At 58.0% G+C, this 18366-nt stretch carries 13 protein-coding genes; 6 read left to right on the top strand and 7 right to left on the bottom strand.

The window, feature by feature from the left end:
- The gene (locus tag N8H22_RS05305; RefSeq protein ID WP_264589572.1) at positions 1-1446 is read right to left on the bottom strand and encodes an HDOD domain-containing protein; all 1446 of its coding nucleotides are present in this window, start codon (positions 1444-1446) and stop codon (positions 1-3) included.
- A 142-nt stretch (positions 1447-1588) separates the two neighbouring features.
- Here N8H22_RS05305 and N8H22_RS05300 point away from each other — a divergent pair, with 142 nt between their 5' ends.
- The 6 genes from N8H22_RS05300 to fabI are packed head-to-tail and all read left to right on the top strand — an operon-like array spanning position 1589 to position 9815.
- On the top strand, positions 1589-3415 hold the full coding sequence (locus N8H22_RS05300; protein ID WP_264589833.1) for an extracellular solute-binding protein: 1827 nt from the start codon (positions 1589-1591) through the stop codon (positions 3413-3415).
- Positions 3412-5295: an extracellular solute-binding protein gene (locus N8H22_RS05295; protein ID WP_264589571.1), complete on the top strand. Its 1884-nt coding sequence runs from the start codon at positions 3412-3414 to the stop codon at positions 5293-5295. Before N8H22_RS05300 ends, N8H22_RS05295 begins: the two co-directional genes overlap by 4 nt.
- Before the next feature lie 2 nt (positions 5296-5297).
- Positions 5298-6371: a microcin C ABC transporter permease YejB gene (locus tag N8H22_RS05290; protein ID WP_264589570.1), complete on the top strand. Its 1074-nt coding sequence runs from the start codon at positions 5298-5300 to the stop codon at positions 6369-6371.
- A 1-nt stretch (position 6372) separates the two neighbouring features.
- Complete coding sequence (locus tag N8H22_RS05285) at positions 6373-7392, top strand: ABC transporter permease (protein WP_264589569.1); 1020 nt, start codon at positions 6373-6375, stop codon at positions 7390-7392.
- Position 7393: 1 nt separating this feature from the next.
- Complete coding sequence (locus N8H22_RS05280) at positions 7394-9040, top strand: ABC transporter ATP-binding protein (RefSeq protein ID WP_264589568.1); 1647 nt, start codon at positions 7394-7396, stop codon at positions 9038-9040.
- Positions 9021-9815: an enoyl-ACP reductase FabI gene (gene fabI / locus N8H22_RS05275; protein ID WP_264589567.1), complete on the top strand. Its 795-nt coding sequence runs from the start codon at positions 9021-9023 to the stop codon at positions 9813-9815. The genes N8H22_RS05280 and fabI overlap by 20 nt, the downstream gene beginning before the upstream one ends.
- A gap of 66 nt (positions 9816-9881) precedes the next feature.
- Here the strand turns inward: fabI and N8H22_RS05270 are convergent, their stop codons facing one another.
- The 6 genes from N8H22_RS05270 to tig form a co-directional block, all read right to left on the bottom strand.
- Positions 9882-11726, bottom strand: coding sequence for a SurA N-terminal domain-containing protein (locus N8H22_RS05270; protein ID WP_264589566.1), 1845 nt, complete (start codon positions 11724-11726; stop codon positions 9882-9884).
- A 206-nt stretch (positions 11727-11932) separates the two neighbouring features.
- Positions 11933-12205, bottom strand: a complete 273-nt coding sequence (gene hupB, locus N8H22_RS05265; RefSeq protein WP_003282502.1) for a nucleoid-associated protein HU-beta — start codon at positions 12203-12205, stop codon at positions 11933-11935.
- Between the two features lie 133 nt (positions 12206-12338).
- Complete coding sequence (lon, locus tag N8H22_RS05260) at positions 12339-14735, bottom strand: endopeptidase La (protein ID WP_264589565.1); 2397 nt, start codon at positions 14733-14735, stop codon at positions 12339-12341.
- Positions 14736-14860: 125 nt separating this feature from the next.
- Positions 14861-16141 (bottom strand): ATP-dependent Clp protease ATP-binding subunit ClpX, encoded by a 1281-nt coding sequence (gene clpX / locus N8H22_RS05255; protein ID WP_264589564.1) that lies wholly within the window; start codon positions 16139-16141, stop codon positions 14861-14863.
- Positions 16142-16238: 97 nt separating this feature from the next.
- Positions 16239-16877, bottom strand: a complete 639-nt coding sequence (clpP, locus tag N8H22_RS05250; RefSeq protein WP_264589563.1) for an ATP-dependent Clp endopeptidase proteolytic subunit ClpP — start codon at positions 16875-16877, stop codon at positions 16239-16241.
- Positions 16878-16966: 89 nt separating this feature from the next.
- Positions 16967-18277, bottom strand: a complete 1311-nt coding sequence (gene tig, locus N8H22_RS05245; protein WP_264589562.1) for a trigger factor — start codon at positions 18275-18277, stop codon at positions 16967-16969.
- Positions 18278-18366 lie beyond the last annotated feature (89 nt).

Below are 18366 nucleotides of genomic sequence, written 5' to 3'. Positions count from 1 at the left end.
TCAGTTACGTTTGGCCAACGCGTCGAGACAGCGCCCGGCAAGCTGAGTGAAACGCTGAAAGGCAACAAACTGCTCATGTTTCAAAGCGCGCCCCGATACACGACAGTCGGCGTATAGCACACCGATTTCGCGGCTTCCTGCCATTAGCGGTGCGATAAAGAACATCCCCTTGCCGAGCCAATGGCGTATGGGCTGTGTTACCAGATCTTCCAGATTGTAGCTAGCTGGAACCCCCATCCACAGTGACTGCCGCTGGCGCAACGCGTAGCTGAAAATATGCGGCTGCTCAGGTTGTTCGGCTGGCAGCACGAATGTCTCTAGCCAATCCTGCGTAGTTTCACCTATCGCGCTGCGTACACGAAAACGCGTTTGCTGATCAGCCAGTACCGCGACCATTACACGCTCCAGCCCGGCCCCATGATGAAGCCCCTTGAGTAGGGTTTCCAGAATCAAGCCGACTTCACCAGCTCGTGCTGCCATCAGGCCAAGATCCTGTAAGGCCTGTTGCATCATCAGCAAATCGGGCTGCAGCAGGCTTGCCTGACGCTGCGCTTGCTGCATACGGATCTGCTCTGGATCGGTATTGGGAATCAAGCGACACAGCTTATCCGCGCCGAATGTCGAAGCCACCTCTACCGCCTCGTCAGCACTGTTGAGAATCAGCTGCAGGGCATCCTCTTCGGTGACACCGGTGAGTCCGGCGTACTCCCTCACCAGCTCACCCATTTGCGGAGACCCCCAACCGTCCAGTGCCGCCTCGCTGATCCTCACTCCGAGCGACACCGAGCGTACGCCAGGGTCGCTGCTGCTGGCGGCACTGTGCGCCAATGTGACCAGCTCGCCGAGGTTCCAGCACTTAGCTAGCCCGAGTGTCAGTTGACGAAAACTGGTGCCGAGCATGTCTTGAATGATTTCTTCGGCCTTGGCGCCAGGCTGCGCCAAGGCCTCAGCCAGCTCATCGGCCTGCTCACCACCGCACCCCCAGAAGGCAAGTTCACCGACATTGAACAGCAACGCAGCGATGAACACCTCTTCCTCATGCCGCGACATCACATAACCTGCAATGTTGCGTGCCTGCACAGCGGCATGGAACGAACGAGCCAGCAGCTCCTGAAGCTGATGCCGAGGGGCACGGTCGAGCAGCCCATCTATCAGGCTCACGGAAAGGCTGATGAGGCGAACATTGTCGAAGCCAATCATCACGATGGCGCGGGTTATCGTTTTGATCGCTTCTTGCGACGGGTTGTAGTAGCTACTGTTCCCTATTCGCAGCACCTTGGACGTAAGCGCAGCGTCACGTAACAGTACATCCGCTAATTGCTGCACCGACGCGTGCTGTTCCTGCGTCAGGCGTTGTAGATCCTGCACAACGCCAGCAAGCGCCGGCAATTCGGATTGATTCAGCCGCTCGACCCAAGCCTGCAGACCCTGACTACGTATGCCCAAGGCAGGCCACCTTGCCGCTTTGACGGCGCATTGAAATGAATGGCAGTTTGCCCGAGTCGGTCAGCCTTTTTCCAGCGCAGACAAGCTGTTACTGTACCGGGCCGAGAAGCCCGAAAGCGCCATGGATCGGATTCCCAGCCTGATGCGACGCCTGTTTTTCTTACTCACCTGTCTGGCCTTGAGCTTTCCCGCCCTCGCAACCATCAGCGAAAGCCACGGTTATGCGCAGTTTGGCACACTCAAGTACCCGGCAACCTTTACCCACTTCGACTGGGTGAACCCCGATGCCCCCAAGGGCGGCCGGCTCAAGCTCATGGCGTTCGGCACCTTCGACACACTTAACCCATACACCTTTAAGGGCACCAGCCCAAGTGCCACTCCGGATTTCCTGGAATACGGCGTCAACGAACTGAACGAACCACTGATGGTGGGAAACGGTTTCTACGACCCATCTGGCGACGAACCGGCTTCGAGCTACGGCCTGATTGCCGAATCGCTCGAGTACAGTGAAGATCCCAGCTGGGTGGTGTTCAACCTGCGTAAGCAGGCACGCTTCCACGACGGCCAGCCAATCACGGCCTACGATGTCGCCTTCTCCTATCGACTGCTGACCAAGGATGGCCATCCACGCTATCGAACCAACCTACAGGGCATCAAACGGGTCGATATCCTCAACCGACATCGCATTCGCTTCGTTTTCGAGCAGCCGAACGCCCTGTTGATTCAGCGCCTCGGTGAACTGCCGGTACTACCGCAGCATTACTGGAAAGGCCGGGATTTCAAGGCGACCACCTTCGAGCCCCCTCTGGGCAGTGGCCCATACCGACTCACCCAAGTCCTGCCCGGACGGAAGCTGGTGTTCGAAAGGGTGAAGAACTGGTGGGGTAACGACCTGGCGGTCAATCGCGGCAAGTACAACTTCAATCGCGTGGAAGTCGAGTTCTATCGCGACAATACCGTGGCTTTCGAGGCATTCAAAGTTGGCGAGTTCGACTTCTTCATCGAACATCAGGCCAAGAACTGGGCCAACGGCTATCAGTTCCCAGCCCTTTCACGCGGCGACGTGATTCGCGCCGAAATACCCCATCAGATTCCTACCCAGACCCAGGCGCTGTTCATGAACAATCGGCGATCGGTTTTTGCCGATCAACGGGTTCGCCAAGCGCTCGGCATGATGTTCGACTTCGAGTGGACCAATCGCGCGCTGTTCTACGGCGCTTATCGTCGCAGCCAGAGCTATTACCCCAACAGCGATTTCTCCGCCACCGGAAAGCCGGAGGGCGGCGAATGGCTGCAACTGTCGGCGTTTCGCGAGCAGCTGCCGGCCGAACTGTTCTCGCAGCCCTTCCAACTGCCCAGCACGGACGGCCATGGCATCCCCCGCGATACCCTGCGCCGAGCCCTCGCGCTGCTGGCACAGGCAGGCTGGAAGCCCTCCGGTGAGTACTTGCTCAATCGCGCGGGACAGCCTTTGCGTTTCGAGATTCTGCTGGTCAACCCGCGCCTGGAGCGCATCCTTCAACCTTACGTGGCGAACCTTGCACGCATTGGCATTCAGGCGAATCTGCGCACGGTCGACAGTGCGCAGTACAAGCAGCGACTCGACCACTACGATTACGACATGATTCTGATGACCCTGGCACAGAGCCTCAGCCCAGGTATCGAACAATGGCAGTACTTTCACTCCAGCCAGATCAACGTAAAAGGCGGCCGCAATTACGCCGGCATCGCCAACCCTGTGGTCGACGTCCTACTGGACAAGCTGCTCGCAGCAAGAACTCGTGACGAGCAGGTCGCCATCAGCCGTGCCCTCGATCGCGTACTGCTCTGGAATCACTACACCATACCCAACTGGTTCATCAGTAATCACCGTCTGGCCTACCGCAACCGGTTCGCCCACGTCGCCACGCCGCCTTACACCCTGGGCCTGCGCGCCTGGTGGCTGAAGGACCTGGAGAAAGCCAAATGAACAACCGCAAGGGCCATTCGCTGCTTCACGCCGGCATCATCGGTCTGCTCTGCCTGATCGGCGTCGCCCAGGCGGCGCCGCGTCACGCACTGACGCTCTACGATGAGAAGCCCAAGTACCCGGCGAATTTCAGCCATTTCGACTACGTCAATCCGCAGGCTCCGAAGGGAGGTACATTGCGTCAGGCAGGATTCGGCAGCTTCGATTCGCTCAATCCCTTCATCAACAAAGGGGTAGCTGCCGATGACATCGGCCTGATCTACGACACGCTCACCACCAATAGCCTGGATGAGCCGTTCACCGTCTATGGGCTGCTCGCCGGAAAAATTGAAAAAGGCCCAAATAACAGTTGGGTACGCTTTTATCTACGCCCGGAAGCGCGTTTCCATGACGGAAAGCCCGTCACGGCCGAAGACGTCGTGTTCACCTTCGAAACGCTGATGAGTCAGGGCGCGCCTCATTACCGCGGCTACTACGCCGACGTGGCGAAAGTGACTGCCGAAAGCACGCGGCGTGTACGCTTCGATTTCAAGCATGCCGGCAATCGCGAACTGCCGATGATCCTCGGTCAGCTGCCGGTGCTACCGAAACACTGGTGGGACGGTCGCGACTTTACCTCCGGCAGCCTGGAAGCGCCGCTGGGCAGTGGGCCTTATCGCGTCGAGGAGGTCCAGGCCGGGCGCATGATTCGTTACGCACGGGTGGAGGACTACTGGGGCAAGGACCTGGCAGTGAACCGTGGTTTTTATAACTTCGATCGACTGGTCTTCGACTATTACCGCGACAACACCGTGGCGCTGCAGGCATTCAAGGCCGGGCATTTCGACTATTGGCTCGAAACCAGCGCCAAGAACTGGGCGACGGCCTACGACATTGCCGCAGTGCGCGATGGCCGGATCATCAAGGAAGAGATCGCGAACCACAACCCGACCGGAATGCAGGGCTTCATCTTCAACATCCGTCGCCCGCTACTACAGGATCGGAGGATTCGCGAAGCGCTGGGCCTGCTGTTCGATTTCGAATGGACCAACCGCCAGCTGTTCAACGGTGCCTATACGCGAACGCGCAGTTACTTCGACAACTCCGAACTGGCCTCCTCCGCCCTGCCGGACAAGCACGAACTGAAGATCCTCGAGCCGCTACGCGGCAAGATCCCCGAGGAGGTATTCGAGAAGCCCTACGCACTGCCAACGTCGGACGCCAACGGCATCATCCGCGAGCAACAGCGTCGTGCTTATCAATTGCTCACCGAAGCTGGGTGGAAAATCCAGAACGATCGCATGGTCGATGCCGAAGGCAAGCCAGTGAAGCTCGAGTTTCTGCTGGTACAGGCTGAGTTCGAGCGCGTCCTGCTGCCGTACAAGCGCAACCTGGCCGATCTGGGCATTGAACTCGAGATTCGTCGGGTCGACGTCTCCCAGTACATCAATCGGCTACGTTCGCGTGACTACGACATGATCGTCAGCGGTTTCGGCCAATCCAACTCACCGGGCAACGAGCAGCGTGAGTACTGGCATTCGGCAAGCGCGGATAACCCTGGGAGCCGCAATTTCATCGGCTTGAAGGACCCGGCTATCGATCGTCTGGTCGAGCAGCTGATCAGCGCCGACTCGCGCCAGGAGCTCGTGACACGCACCCGCGCCCTCGACCGCGTGCTGTTGTGGGGGCATTACGTGGTACCCAACTGGCACATCAAAACCTGGCGTGTTGCCTACTGGAATCACTTGGCCCACCCGCAGACGACGCCGCGCCAGGACATAGGTCTGATGACCTGGTGGCACAAACCTGATACGGCTGCCCCCGTTGCCGAACCGAAGGTGTCCGGGGCAGACGCGGGTGGTGCTGCAGGGGCCCCGACCACACCCGAGGCGGAGCGCTAAGCATGCTGGCCTATATCATTCGCCGCCTGCTGCTGATCATTCCGACACTGTTCGGTATTCTGCTGATCAACTTCGTCATCATTCAGGCTGCCCCGGGTGGTCCGGTGGAACAGGCGATCGCCAAGCTTGAAGGCTTCGAAGGTGCGACCAGTCGCATTGCTGGCGGTGGCTCGGAAGTTTCGGTGGCAGGCACCAGCTACCGCGGTGCGCAAGGACTCGACCCGGAGCTGGTAGCGGAAATCGAGCGCCTCTATGGTTTCGACAAGCCGCCCGCCGAGCGCTTCTGGATCATGCTCAGCAACTACCTGCGGCTTGATTTCGGCGAGAGCTTCTTTCGCGACGCAACAGTGACTGAGCTGATAGTCGAGAAGATGCCGGTGTCGATCTCGCTCGGGCTGTGGAGCACGCTGATCATGTACCTGGCGTCCATCCCGCTCGGCATCGCCAAGGCCACCCGTCACGGTAGCACCTTCGATGTCTGGACCAGCTCGGCGATCATTGTCGGTTATGCCATTCCGGCATTCCTTTTCGCCATTCTGCTCATCGTGCTGTTCGCGGGCGGTAGCTATTGGAACTGGTTTCCACTGCGCGGCCTGACGTCCGGTAACTTCGACGAATTGAGCATGGGCGGCAAGATCCTCGATTACTTCTGGCACCTGGCGTTGCCGGTGACCGCGCTGGTGATCGGCAACTTTGCCACGCTGACGCTGCTGACCAAAAACAGCTTCCTCGACGAGATCAACAAGCAGTACGTGATTACCGCGCGCGCCAAGGGCCTGAGCAAGAATCGCGTGCTCTATGGTCATGTCTTCCGCAACGCCATGCTGATCATCATCGCCGGCTTTCCGTCAGCATTCATCGGCATGTTCTTCACCGGCTCACTGCTGATCGAGGTGATCTTTTCGCTCGACGGGCTCGGCCTGCTGAGCTTCGAGGCAGCGATCAATCGCGACTATCCGGTGGTATTCGGCACCCTTTTCCTCTTCACCCTCCTCGGTCTGGTGGTGAAGCTCATCGGTGACCTGACCTACACACTGGTCGATCCTCGCATCGATTTCGAAAGCAGGGAGGGCTGACATGCGGCTATCGCCTCTCAACCAACGTCGTCTCGCCCTATTCAAGGCACACAAGCGCGGCTGGTGGTCGTTGTGGATCTTCCTGACGCTGTTCGTGCTGAGTCTCGGCGCAGAGCTGATCGCCAACGATAAGCCGATCGTTGTGCGCTACGACGGAGAATGGTTCTTTCCCGTTTTCAAACGCTACCCGGAAACCGCGTTCGGCGGCGAATTCCCGCTGCAGGCAAACTACAAGAGCCCATATATCCAGGAGCTGATTAGCGCGAAAGACGGCTGGATGATCTGGCCACCGATTCCCTTCGACTACTCCAGTATCAATTACGACTTGCAGGTCCCAGCCCCCGCTCCGCCATCCTTGGTCAACTGGCTCGGAACCGACGACCAGGGCCGCGATGTGTTGGCTCGGGTTATCTATGGCTTCCGCATTTCTGTCCTGTTCGCCCTGACGTTGACACTCATTAGTTCGGTCATCGGCGTGCTTGCCGGCGCGCTGCAGGGATTCTATGGCGGCTGGGTGGACCTGGTCGGCCAGCGGGTACTGGAGATCTGGTCGGGCCTGCCTGTACTTTACCTGCTGATCATCCTGGCCAGCTTCGTACAACCTAATTTCTGGTGGCTGCTGGGCATCATGCTGCTGTTCTCCTGGATGAGCCTGGTCGATGTGGTACGTGCCGAGTTTCTGCGCGGCCGAAATCTCGAGTATGTACGCGCGGCCCGCGCGCTGGGTATGCAGAACGGAGCGATCATGTTCCGGCATATCCTGCCGAACGCCATGGTTTCTACCATGACCTTCATGCCATTCATTCTCACCGGCGCCATCGGCACATTGACCGCGCTGGACTTCCTCGGCTTCGGCCTGCCGCCAGGTGCGCCGTCGCTCGGCGAGTTGGTCGCTCAGGGTAAATCCAATCTGCAGGCGCCATGGCTCGGTATCAGCGCCTTCTTGGTCCTTGCGCTGATGCTGACGCTGCTGGTGTTCATCGGCGAGGCAGCTCGCGATGCCTTCGACCCAAGGAAATAAGATGGCCGAGAATCTTGTTGAAGTACGCGACCTCGCCGTCGAGTTCACCAATGGCGCCCAGACACAGCGAGTAGTCGAGGGCGTCAGCTTCGATATCCGCAAGGGCGAAACGCTGGCGTTGGTCGGCGAGAGCGGCTCGGGAAAATCGGTCACGGCTCACTCGATTCTGCGGCTGCTGCCCTACCCGCTGGCGAGCCACCCGTCCGGACGGATCCTCTATGCGGGTGAAGATCTGCTCAAAGCCTCCGAAAAACACATGCGCGGCATCCGCGGCAACCGCATCGCCATGGTTTTCCAGGAACCGATGACCTCCTTGAATCCGCTGCACACCGTTGGCCAACAGATCAACGAAGTACTCGAAATCCATAAGGGCATGCGCGGCAAGGCTGCGACGGCGAGAACACTGGAACTACTTGAACTGGTCGGCATTCCCGATCCTCGCAAGCGAATCCGCGCCTATCCTCATGAGCTCTCCGGCGGGCAACGGCAACGAGTGGTCATTGCGATGGCCCTGGCCAACGAACCGGAACTGCTTATCGCCGATGAACCGACTACCGCCCTGGATGTCACCGTCCAGTTAAAGATTCTCGAACTGCTGAAGAATCTGCAGGCCCAGCTGGGCATGGCCTTGCTGCTGATCAGCCACGACCTCAACCTGGTGCGACGTGTCGCGCATCGCGTATGTGTCATGCAACGCGGTCGCGTCGTCGAACAGGCATCGTGTGAAGATCTGTTCCGCTCGCCCCAACATCCTTACACCCAGGAGTTGCTCGGGGCGGAACCAAGCGGTGGTCCAGTGCCAGTCGCAGAGTCAGCTCCGTTGCTGGAAGTCGAAGACTTGCGTGTCTGGTTTCCGATAAAGAAGGGCCTGCTGCGGCGGACGGTGGACCATGTCAAAGCGGTGGATGGCGTCAGTTTCAGCCTACCGAAAGGACAGACACTGGGCATCGTCGGCGAAAGCGGCTCCGGCAAGTCGACGCTGGGATTGGCGATCCTCCGCCTGCTGGGTAGTCGCGGAGTGATCCGCTTCCAGGATCGCGACCTGCAACAGTTGTCACAGCGCGAGATTCGTCCGCTGCGGCGGCAGATGCAGGTGGTGTTCCAGGATCCGTTCGGCAGCCTGAGTCCGCGCATGTCGGTGGGCCAGATTATCGGTGAGGGCCTGCACATTCATCGCATGGGATCCGCTGCCGAGCAGGAACAGGTAATCATCGATGCACTCCGGGAGGTAGGCCTGGATCCGGAAACCCGGCACCGCTACCCTCACGAGTTTTCCGGCGGGCAACGGCAGCGCATTGCCATTGCCCGAGCTCTGGTATTGAAGCCGGCGCTGATCCTGCTAGACGAGCCCACCTCGGCGCTCGATCGAACAGTCCAGCGGCAAGTGGTAGAGCTTCTGCGCTCCCTGCAGGCCAAGTACAACCTGACCTACCTGTTCATCAGCCATGACTTGGCAGTGGTACGGGCATTGAGCCATCAGATGATGGTCGTCAAACAAGGACAGGTAGTGGAACAAGGCGTGGCAGCCGAGATCTTCGCCGCGCCGCAACATCCATATACGCAGCAGTTGCTGGAATCCGCCTTGCTGGCGCCGGCCACTGATGAACAACCAGAAGAGGGAAAAGCACATGGGTTTTCTTACCGGTAAGCGCGTACTGATCGTCGGCGTTGCCAGCAAATTGTCGATCGCCTCGGGCATTGCAGCCGCGATGCATCGTGAAGGTGCCGAACTGGCCTTTACCTATCAGAACGACAAGCTTAAAGGCCGGGTTGAGGAGTTCGCCACCAGCTGGGGGTCCAGCGCCGAGTTCTGCTTCCCCTGTGATGTGGCCAACGACGAGGACATCGCCAAGGTTTTCGAAGCACTGAGCAAGAAGTGGGATGGACTGGACTGCATCGTCCACTCGGTCGGCTTCGCCCCGGGCGACCAGCTCAACGGCGATTTCACCGAAGTAACCACCCGTGAAGGTTTCAAGATCGCGCACGATATCAGCGCTTACAGCTTCGTGGCCCTAGCCAAGGCTGGCCGCGAGATGATGAAAGGCCGCAACGGCAGCCTGCTGACGCTTTCCTATCTGGGTGCTGAACGCACCATGCCCAACTACAACGTGATGGGCATGGCCAAGGCCAGTCTGGAGGCGGGCGTACGCTATCTAGCTGGCAGCCTCGGCCCAGAAGGCACACGTGTGAACTGTATTTCCGCCGGGCCAATCCGCACCTTGGCCGCGTCCGGCATCGCCAGCTTCCGCAAGATGCTCGCGGCCAACGAAAAGCAGACCCCACTGCGTCGTAATGTAACTATCGAAGAAGTCGGCAACGCTGGTGCCTTCCTCTGCTCCGATCTGGCCTCCGGGATCAGTGGCGAGATTCTCTACGTCGACGGGGGATTCAACACCACAGCAATGGGTGCCCTGGAAGACTGAGCCGATCCCCACAGGCAGAAAAAAACCCGCTTTAAGCGGGTTTTTTTCTGCCTGTGGGGACGCCAGTCAGAAGCGCTCGATCTCCGCTTCAGCCTGCAGTTTCTGGCGATACGCGGCGAAGTCCTGCTGACCAATACGGGACGCTAGGAAGCGCCGGTAATTATCCTTCTCTTCTTCGGAAAGCGCCTTCTCCGGCTCATTGACACCACTGAGCCGCAGCACGACGAAATCACCGTTGGCGAGCGATACGCCGGCATAGCTTGGCTGATTTTTGAGAGCGGGTTTCGGCATACGGAATACCGCCTGCAACACAGCCGGCTGAACACCTTCCTGGTTGCGCGTAGCGGCTTCTGTGACCTGCCATTTCCCTTCTCCCGGCTGTCCGTCACGCAGCTGCGCAAGCAGACCCTGGCCGTCGTTACGCGCCTTGTCCGCAGCCTTGCTACGTTGCAGCTGCTGCACGATACCGTCTCGAACCTGCTCAAGTGGCAGCGCTTCCGCTTTCAGGTGCTGTTTGACTCGCAACACGATGGCCGTGTCTGGATCCAACTCGATCAGCGAACTGTTCGCGCCGTCAACCAATACTTCATCGCTGAACGCCGCCTGGATGACCTGACGATTTGCAGCGATACCTTCTCCACCTTCACGGGGGAAAGCAGGCGTCGTTTTTACCGTAAGCTTAAGCTCTTGGGCAGGCTGCAGCAGATCAGCAGCTTCGAATGCCGAATCTTCCAGCTGCTTGCTGACCTCGACATAACGCTGCTCCACTTGCTGCGCCTTGAGCTCACGCACCAGCTCGGACTTCATACTGTCAAAGCTCGGGACTTCAGGCGACTGAACACCCAGTAGCTTAATCAGATGCCAGCCGAACTCGGTTTGCACCGGAGCGGAGACCTGTCCCTCCTGCAGTGCGTAAAGGGCCTCCTCGAAAGCGGGGTCATACACGTCACGGCCAGCAAAACCAAGATCACCGCCCTCGCCCGCCGAACCCGGATCCTGCGAGTACTCCTTGGCCAGCGTCGCGAAATCCTCGCCGGCCTGGAGGCGATTGGCGAGCTCTTCAAGCTTGCTCTTGGCCTGAGCGTCGCTTGCTTCGATCAGGATATGCGCCGCCCGGCGTTGTTCCGACAGGTTGGCGATCTGCTTCTGGTAGAGCTCCTGCAGTTCCTCTTCAGAAACCTCGACCTGATCGAAGAAGGCCTCCTTGTTCAACTCGACATACTCAAGAACGACCTGTTCCGGCGACCGGAAGCGTGCAGCGTTCTCAGCATAGAACTGACTGATTTCGTCTTCAGTTATCTGCACCGCGCTCGCATCCGCGGCAATGACCAGGCTGGCAAAATCACGGGTCTGCATTTCCAGGCGAGCGAAGCTCTCGACCTGTTGCTCCGTTACGAACCCTGTTCCGGAGATGCCTGCCCGTACCTGGCCAATCAGCATTTCCTGCTTGAGCAATTCGCGGAACTGGAGACGCGAATACCCCATCTGCTGAATCACCTGATCGAAACGTGCTGCACTAAAAGCGCCGTCAACTTGGAATTCCGGGGTTTGCAGAATCAGCTGATCCAACGCTTGGGAAGAAAAGTCGAAATTCGCCTTTTGTGCGCCCTGCAACAGCAACATGCGCTCGATCAGCGAGCTCAGCGCCGCATTACGCAGCAGTTTGTCATCAAGCAACGAGGCATCAAAATCGCCACCCAATTGCTGCGCCAACTGGCGACGCTGCATGTTCACCGCCTGCTCAAGATCGTAGCGGGAAATCTTCTCGCCATTAACCTCGGCAGCATTTTGGTCATTGCTGGCCGCATTGAAGATTGCATCGAAGCCCGTCAGTGCCAGCAGCACTACAATGACACCGATGATAGTTTTGGCAATCCAGCCTTGTGAATTGTCCCTGATGTTCTGAAGCATGCGTCCCCCAAGGAGTCAGCGGCGCGATGGGATGCGCAGCGCGGGTGGAAACCGGATAAAAGAAAGGCGCATCCAGGGATGCGCCTTCTCGGAGCTTTGGAGCGGTTGGCCTCTTCCCCAAGCCATGATGCAATGGTTAAGACCTTTTCGAGCAACCGCCCCGAGCCAGGGTCAGCGTAGTTGACAACTGGCCGGATCGAAGACGCTTAGTTAACCGCGTCCTTCAGAGCCTTACCAGCCTTGAAACCCGGGATCTTCGCAGCGGCGATGTTGATCGGCTTGCCAGTCTGCGGATTGCGGCCAGTACGTGCAGCGCGCTCTTTGACAGCGAAGGTGCCGAAACCAACCAGCACTACGGAATCACCAGCCTTCAGGGCGCCGGTGACGGATTCGATCACTGCATCCAGCGCGCGGCCAGCAACAGCTTTTGGGATATCAGCAGATGCAGCGATAGCATCGATCAGTTCCGACTTGTTCACTCTAAGTCCCCTTATTTCTGTTGAGTCGTATCTTTAATTTTCGGGTGTAAGCAAAGCGGTGCTGGAACGGCACTGACATAAAGGGCCGATTTATAACAAGGGCCCTGAAAATATGTCAAGAAAGCCTCCCCGGCTAATGCGTGCTGATTCGCTCCTTGGAATCAGACTCGCGATTGTCTTCCTTTGCAACAATCTCGGGAGCCGCATCGGGCAAGGGCTCCGGCGCGTATTGCAGCGCAATTTGCAGGACCTCGTCAATCCACTTGACCGGTTTAATCTGCAGGTCCTGCTTAATATTTTCAGGAATCTCTTTCAGATCACGCTGGTTTTCTTCCGGGATGATTACCGTCTTGATTCCGCCACGGTGAGCAGCCAGTAGTTTTTCCTTCAAACCGCCAATGGCAAGTACCTGCCCCCGCAGAGTGATTTCACCTGTCATTGCGACATCTGCGCGCACCGGGATCTGCGTCAATGCTGAAACAAGCGCAGTGCACATGCCGATACCCGCGCTGGGGCCATCCTTCGGTGTCGCACCCTCCGGCACATGAATATGGATGTCCTGCTTTTCGTGGAAGTCCGGCGCGATTCCCATCGCTTTTGCCCGACTGCGCACGACGGTCAGCGCGGCGGTGATCGACTCACCCATCACTTCACCCAGCGAGCCCGTTTTGGTCAATCTGCCCTTGCCAGGCACGACTGCCGCCTCGATGGTCAATAGCTCGCCCCCCACCTGAGTCCAGGCCAGGCCAGTGACCTGACCAACCTGGTCCTGCAACTCAGCCAGGCCATAGCGGAACTTGCGAACCCCTAGGAAATGCTCAAGCGTCTCGGCATTGACCTCGACATGGAAGCGCTTCTCGGCCGCATGCTCCTTAACCACCTTCCGGCATACCTTGGCGATCTGTCGCTCGAGACTGCGCACTCCCGCTTCGCGGGTGTAGTAGCGAATGATGTCGCGAATCGCCGACTCGTCGATGGTGAGCTCATCCTTCTTAAGGCCATTGGCCTGGATCTGCTTGGGCGCCAAATAGCGAGTCGCGATGTTGATCTTCTCGTCTTCGGTGTAACCGGGCAGCCGGATAACCTCCATGCGATCAAGCAATGGCGCCGGGATGTTCATAGAGTTTGCGGTACAGATGAACATCACGTCCGAGAGGTCGTAATCCACCTCAAGATAATGATCGTTGAAGTTGTGATTCTGTTCGGGATCGAGCACCTCGAGCAGTGCAGATGCCGGATCGCCGCGCATGTCGCTCGCCATCTTATCGATCTCATCGAGCAGGAATAGCGGGTTGCGTACGCCAACCTTGGTCATTTTCTGGATCAAGCGTCCAGGCATGGAACCGATATAGGTACGGCGATGGCCACGGATCTCCGCTTCGTCACGCACGCCACCGAGCGCCATGCGCACGAACTTGCGATTGGTCGAGCGGGCAATGGACTCTGCTAGCGATGTTTTGCCAACACCGGGAGGGCCTACCAGACAAAGCACGGGGCCTTTGAGCTTCTTGACTCGCTTCTGAACCGCAAGATATTCAAGAATACGATCCTTGACTTCGTCCAAGCCGTAATGATCCGTATCCAGCACCTCTTCTGCCTTGGCGAGATCCAGGCGCACCTTGCTGGCAGCCTTCCAGGGCACGTTCACCAGCCAATCGATATAGGTGCGAACTACTGTCGCTTCTGCTGACATCGGCGACATCTGCTTCAGCTTGTTCAGCTCGGCTTGCGCCTTGGCATAAGCGTCCTTGCTCAGTCCGGCGTTTTCGATGCGCTTCTTCAGATCATCGATTTCGTTGTGCCCTTCATCGATGTCGCCGAGTTCCTTCTGAATGGCCTTCATTTGCTCATTCAGGTAGTACTCGCGCTGGCTGCGCTCCATCTGCTTCTTCACGCGACCACGGATGCGTTTTTCTACTTGCAGCAGGTCGATTTCGGCATCTAGCAGCGCCAGGACATGTTCTACACGGGCTGGAAGTTCGGTGATTTCCAGAATCGCTTGTTTCTGCTCGATCTTGAGCGCCATGTGCGCCGCCATCGTATCGACCAGCCGCGCCGGATCATCGATACCGGTGAGCGACGATAGCACTTCGGCTGGAACCTTCTTGCCCAGCTGCACATATTGTTCGAACTGTCCGAGCAGGCTTCGGGTGAAGACCTCCGCTTCGCGGGAGTCGACAACCGACTCATCGATCAGCTGAACCTCCGCACGGCAATGCTCGTCAACCTCGAAGAAACGCTCTATGACGCCCCGCTGTTCGCCCTCTACGAGAACCTTCACAGTGCCGTCAGGCAGCTTGAGCAGCTGCAACACGGTAGCAACCGTGCCGACGCGATAAAGAGCATCTTCAGCAGGATCGTCGTCTGCCGGGTTCTTCTGGGCCACGAGAAGAATCTGCTTCTCACCGGCCATGGCGGACTCGAGCGCTTCGATGGATTTCTCACGGCCAACGAAGAGCGGGATCACCATGTGCGGGTACACCACGACATCGCGCAGTGGCAAAAGGGGCAATTCGATGGTTGTCTTCATAAATTCAGCTCTGCGACGGCCATACGGCGATAAACGGACGGGTTGCCTGTGCAACTAAGATGGGGGCGTACCTGCTAAAAAACAAGGAGCCTAAAATGCGAAGGGGCCCGCAGGCCCCTTGTCTATCATGCGTCAGGCGCAGCCTTGGCCGGCGGTTCGTTATTTTCGTAGATCAGCAGCGGCTTGGAGGTCCCCTCGATCACACTCTCGTCGATCACGACTTTACTAACATCTTTCTGCGAGGGAATCTCGTACATGGTGTCCAGCAACACCCCCTCGAGAATCGAGCGCAGACCGCGCGCGCCTGTCTTACGCTCCAACGCACGGCTTGCGATGGCCTTAAGCGCATCGGGACGGAACTCCAGATCCACCCCTTCCAGTTCGAAGAGTTTGGCGTACTGCTTGGTCAGGGCGTTCTTGGGCTCGGTGAGAATCTGAATCAGAGCAGGCTCATCCAGCTCGTCGAGGGTCGCAATGACCGGCAGGCGTCCGACAAACTCGGGAATCAACCCGAACTTGACCAGATCGTCCGGTTCCACAGAGCGCAGTGCCTCGCCAATTTTCTTGCCTGGGTCCTTGCTGCGAACCTCAGCACTGAATCCAATGCCACCCTGAGTCGAGCGCGCCTGGATGACCTTCTCCAAACCAGCGAATGCACCACCGCAAATGAAGAGGATATTGCGCGTATCGACTTGCAGGAATTCCTGCTGTGGATGTTTGCGTCCGCCCTGCGGCGGTACTGACGCGACGGTGCCCTCGATCAGCTTGAGCAATGCCTGCTGCACGCCTTCACCTGACACATCACGAGTAATGGATGGGTTGTCAGATTTGCGGGAAATCTTGTCGATTTCGTCGATATAGACGATGCCCATCTGGGCCTTTTCGACGTCGTAATCGCATTTCTGCAGCAGCTTCTGGATGATGTTCTCGACATCTTCGCCCACATAACCCGCCTCAGTGAGGGTGGTGGCATCGGCGATGGTGAATGGCACATTGAGCAGGCGGGCCAATGTCTCGGCCAATAGGGTCTTGCCCGAGCCGGTTGGACCGATCAGCAGAATGTTGCTCTTGCCCAGCTCAACTTCTTCCTTCTTGTCTCGCTGGTTGAGGCGCTTGTAATGGTTGTAAACCGCCACGGCCAGGATCTTCTTAGCGCGCTCCTGACCAATGACGTACTGGTCGAGAATGCCGCTGATCTCCTTGGGCGCAGGCAGCTTGTGCGCGCTGCTTTCGGCCTGAGCTTCCTGCACCTCCTCGCGGATGATGTCGTTGCACAGGTCGACGCACTCGTCGCAGATGAAAACGGAGGGTCCGGCAATCAACTTGCGTACTTCATGCTGGCTTTTGCCGCAGAAAGAGCAATAAAGCAGTTTGCCGGAATCCTCGCCGTTGCGGGTGTCAGTCATTCGATCGATCCAATCGGGAAGGCTTGAAACACAAGATGAAGGCAATCGTGGGCTTTTTCAAGCCCACGGCACAGCCACATATCGAGGGCTGTAGAGATCAGACCGCCAGCTGGCGCTGCGTCAGAACCTGGTCGATCAAGCCGTACTTGACGGCCTCTTCGCCACTCATGAAGTTGTCGCGGTCAGTATCACGCGCAATGACATCCATCGGCTGGCCAGTGTGGTGCGCCAGAACCTTGTTCAGTCGCTCACGGATGGTCAGGATCTCCCGAGCATGGATCTCGATATCCGAAGCCTGACCTTGGAACCCGCCCAGAGGCTGGTGGATCATCATGCGCGAATGAGGCAAGCAGTAGCGCTTGCCAGCCGCCCCGCCGGTCAGAAGCAACGCGCCCATGCTGCAGGCTTGACCAATGCAGATGGTCGACACATCCGGCTTAATGAACTGCATCGTGTCGTAAATCGACATGCCGGCAGTCACCGAGCCACCTGGGGAGTTGATATAGAGGTGGATGTCCTTCTCCGGATTCTCCGCCTCAAGGAACAGCAACTGGGCGACGATCAGGTTGGCCATGTAGTCCTCGACCTGACCCACCATGAAAATCACCCGCTCCTTCAGGAGCCGGGAATAGATGTCATAGGCGCGTTCGCCGCGTGCGGACTGCTCGATCACCATCGGGACCAGGCCACCGGCGGCCTGAATGTCCGGAACTTGCATAAAAGGATTGCGGGACATGTTCCAACGATACTCCCTATGTCATGCCTCAAAAGACATAAGCCAGCACGAGGCTGGCTTATGTTTGTGCACTCGGATATATGAAGAAATCAGGCTGCTTGCGGGGCTTCCGCAGGCTTGACAGCTTCTTCGTACGAGACCGATTTATCGGTCACTTTAGCCTGCTGCAGGACAGTATCTACAACTTGCTCTTCGAGCACAACCGAACGGACTTCGTTCAATTGTTCAGCGTTCTTGTAGTACCAGGCAACTACCTGTTCCGGCTCCTGATAGGCCGAAGCCATCTCTTCGATCAGCTCGCGAACGCGGGCCTCATCAGGCTTCAGCTCTTTCTGCTTGACGACTTCCGCGACGATCAGCCCCAAGACTACGCGGCGCTTGGCCTGCTCCTGGAAAAGCTCGGCTGGCAGCTGGTCAGGCTTGATGTTGCCACCAAACTGCTGAACAGCCTGAACGCGCAAGCGGTTCACCTCATTGTCGATCAGGGCCTTGGGCACCTCGATCGGGTTACCAGCTACCAACCCTTCCATCACCTGGTTCTTGACCTTGCTCTTGATGGCTTGGCGCAGCTCGCGCTCCATATTCTTCTTCACTTCAGCGCGGAAACCTTCGAGGCCGCCCTCTTGCACACCGAACTGAGCGAAGAACTCGTCACTCAGTTCCGGCAGCTGAGGAGCTGCGACACTGTTGACGGTCACGGTGAACTCGGCAGTTTTGCCGGCCAGATCAAGATTCTGATAATCCTCGGGGAAGGTCGGATTGATCACACGTTCTTCGCCAGCCTTGGCACCGACCAGCGCATCCTCGAAGCCCGGAATCATGCGACCCGAACCCAGCACCAGTTGGGTACCCTTGGCCGAGCCACCGGCAAAGACTTCGCCGTCGATCTTGCCAACGAAGTCGATGTTCAGCTGGTCGCCATTCTCGGCGGCACGCTCGACGTTCTCGAAGCGAGTGTTCTGCTTGCGCAGGATTTCCAGCATGTTGTCGACGTCGGCCTCGCTTACTTCGGCCTGCAGACGCTCGATTTCAATGTTTTCGAAACCGGCCACTGCAAACTCGGGGAACACTTCGAAAGTGGCGACGTATTCCAGATCCTTGCCCTTTTCGAAGACCTTCGGCTCGACGGACGGAGCACCGGCGGGATTCAGCTTCTCGGCGACGATGGCTTCGTAGAAGGTGGCCTGAATCAGATCGCCCAGCGCTTCCTGACGAGCGGCTTCTTCGTAGCGCTGACGGATCACGCTCATCGGCACCTTGCCGGGGCGGAAACCTGGAATTTTTGCACGACTGGCGGTCTGTTGCAGACGCTTGTTGACTTCGGTCTCGATGCGCTCGACCGGCACGCCAATGGTCATGCGGCGCTCAAGAGCGGAGGTGCTTTCAACAGAAACTTGCATGGATTTTCCTCGTTGCACAGACATAAGCCGGGCGTTCCGGCCCCAGAATGGGCAAGCATTCTAGTAGCTCGAATGGCAGAAGTCACCCC

It is taken from the genome of Stutzerimonas sp. S1, assembly GCF_025966695.1.
Lineage (GTDB): Bacteria > Pseudomonadota > Gammaproteobacteria > Pseudomonadales > Pseudomonadaceae > Stutzerimonas.
The sequence above is the reverse complement of the archived record's forward strand: the minus strand, read 5'-3'. Positions and strand labels throughout refer to the sequence as shown.

Coding starts and splice junctions, on each gene's coding strand:
- N8H22_RS05290 (WP_264589570.1), top strand. CDS start 5,298: ATGCTGGCCTATATCATTCGCCGCCTGCTGCTGATCATTCCGACACTG.
- N8H22_RS05300 (WP_264589833.1), top strand. CDS start 1,589: ATGCGACGCCTGTTTTTCTTACTCACCTGTCTGGCCTTGAGCTTTCCC.
- fabI (WP_264589567.1), top strand. CDS start 9,021: ATGGGTTTTCTTACCGGTAAGCGCGTACTGATCGTCGGCGTTGCCAGC.
- N8H22_RS05280 (WP_264589568.1), top strand. CDS start 7,394: ATGGCCGAGAATCTTGTTGAAGTACGCGACCTCGCCGTCGAGTTCACC.
- N8H22_RS05295 (WP_264589571.1), top strand. CDS start 3,412: ATGAACAACCGCAAGGGCCATTCGCTGCTTCACGCCGGCATCATCGGT.
- N8H22_RS05270 (WP_264589566.1), bottom strand. CDS start 11,726: ATGCTTCAGAACATCAGGGACAATTCACAAGGCTGGATTGCCAAAACT.
- clpP (WP_264589563.1), bottom strand. CDS start 16,877: ATGTCCCGCAATCCTTTTATGCAAGTTCCGGACATTCAGGCCGCCGGT.
- tig (WP_264589562.1), bottom strand. CDS start 18,277: ATGCAAGTTTCTGTTGAAAGCACCTCCGCTCTTGAGCGCCGCATGACC.
- clpX (WP_264589564.1), bottom strand. CDS start 16,141: ATGACTGACACCCGCAACGGCGAGGATTCCGGCAAACTGCTTTATTGC.
- N8H22_RS05285 (WP_264589569.1), top strand. CDS start 6,373: ATGCGGCTATCGCCTCTCAACCAACGTCGTCTCGCCCTATTCAAGGCA.
- lon (WP_264589565.1), bottom strand. CDS start 14,735: ATGAAGACAACCATCGAATTGCCCCTTTTGCCACTGCGCGATGTCGTG.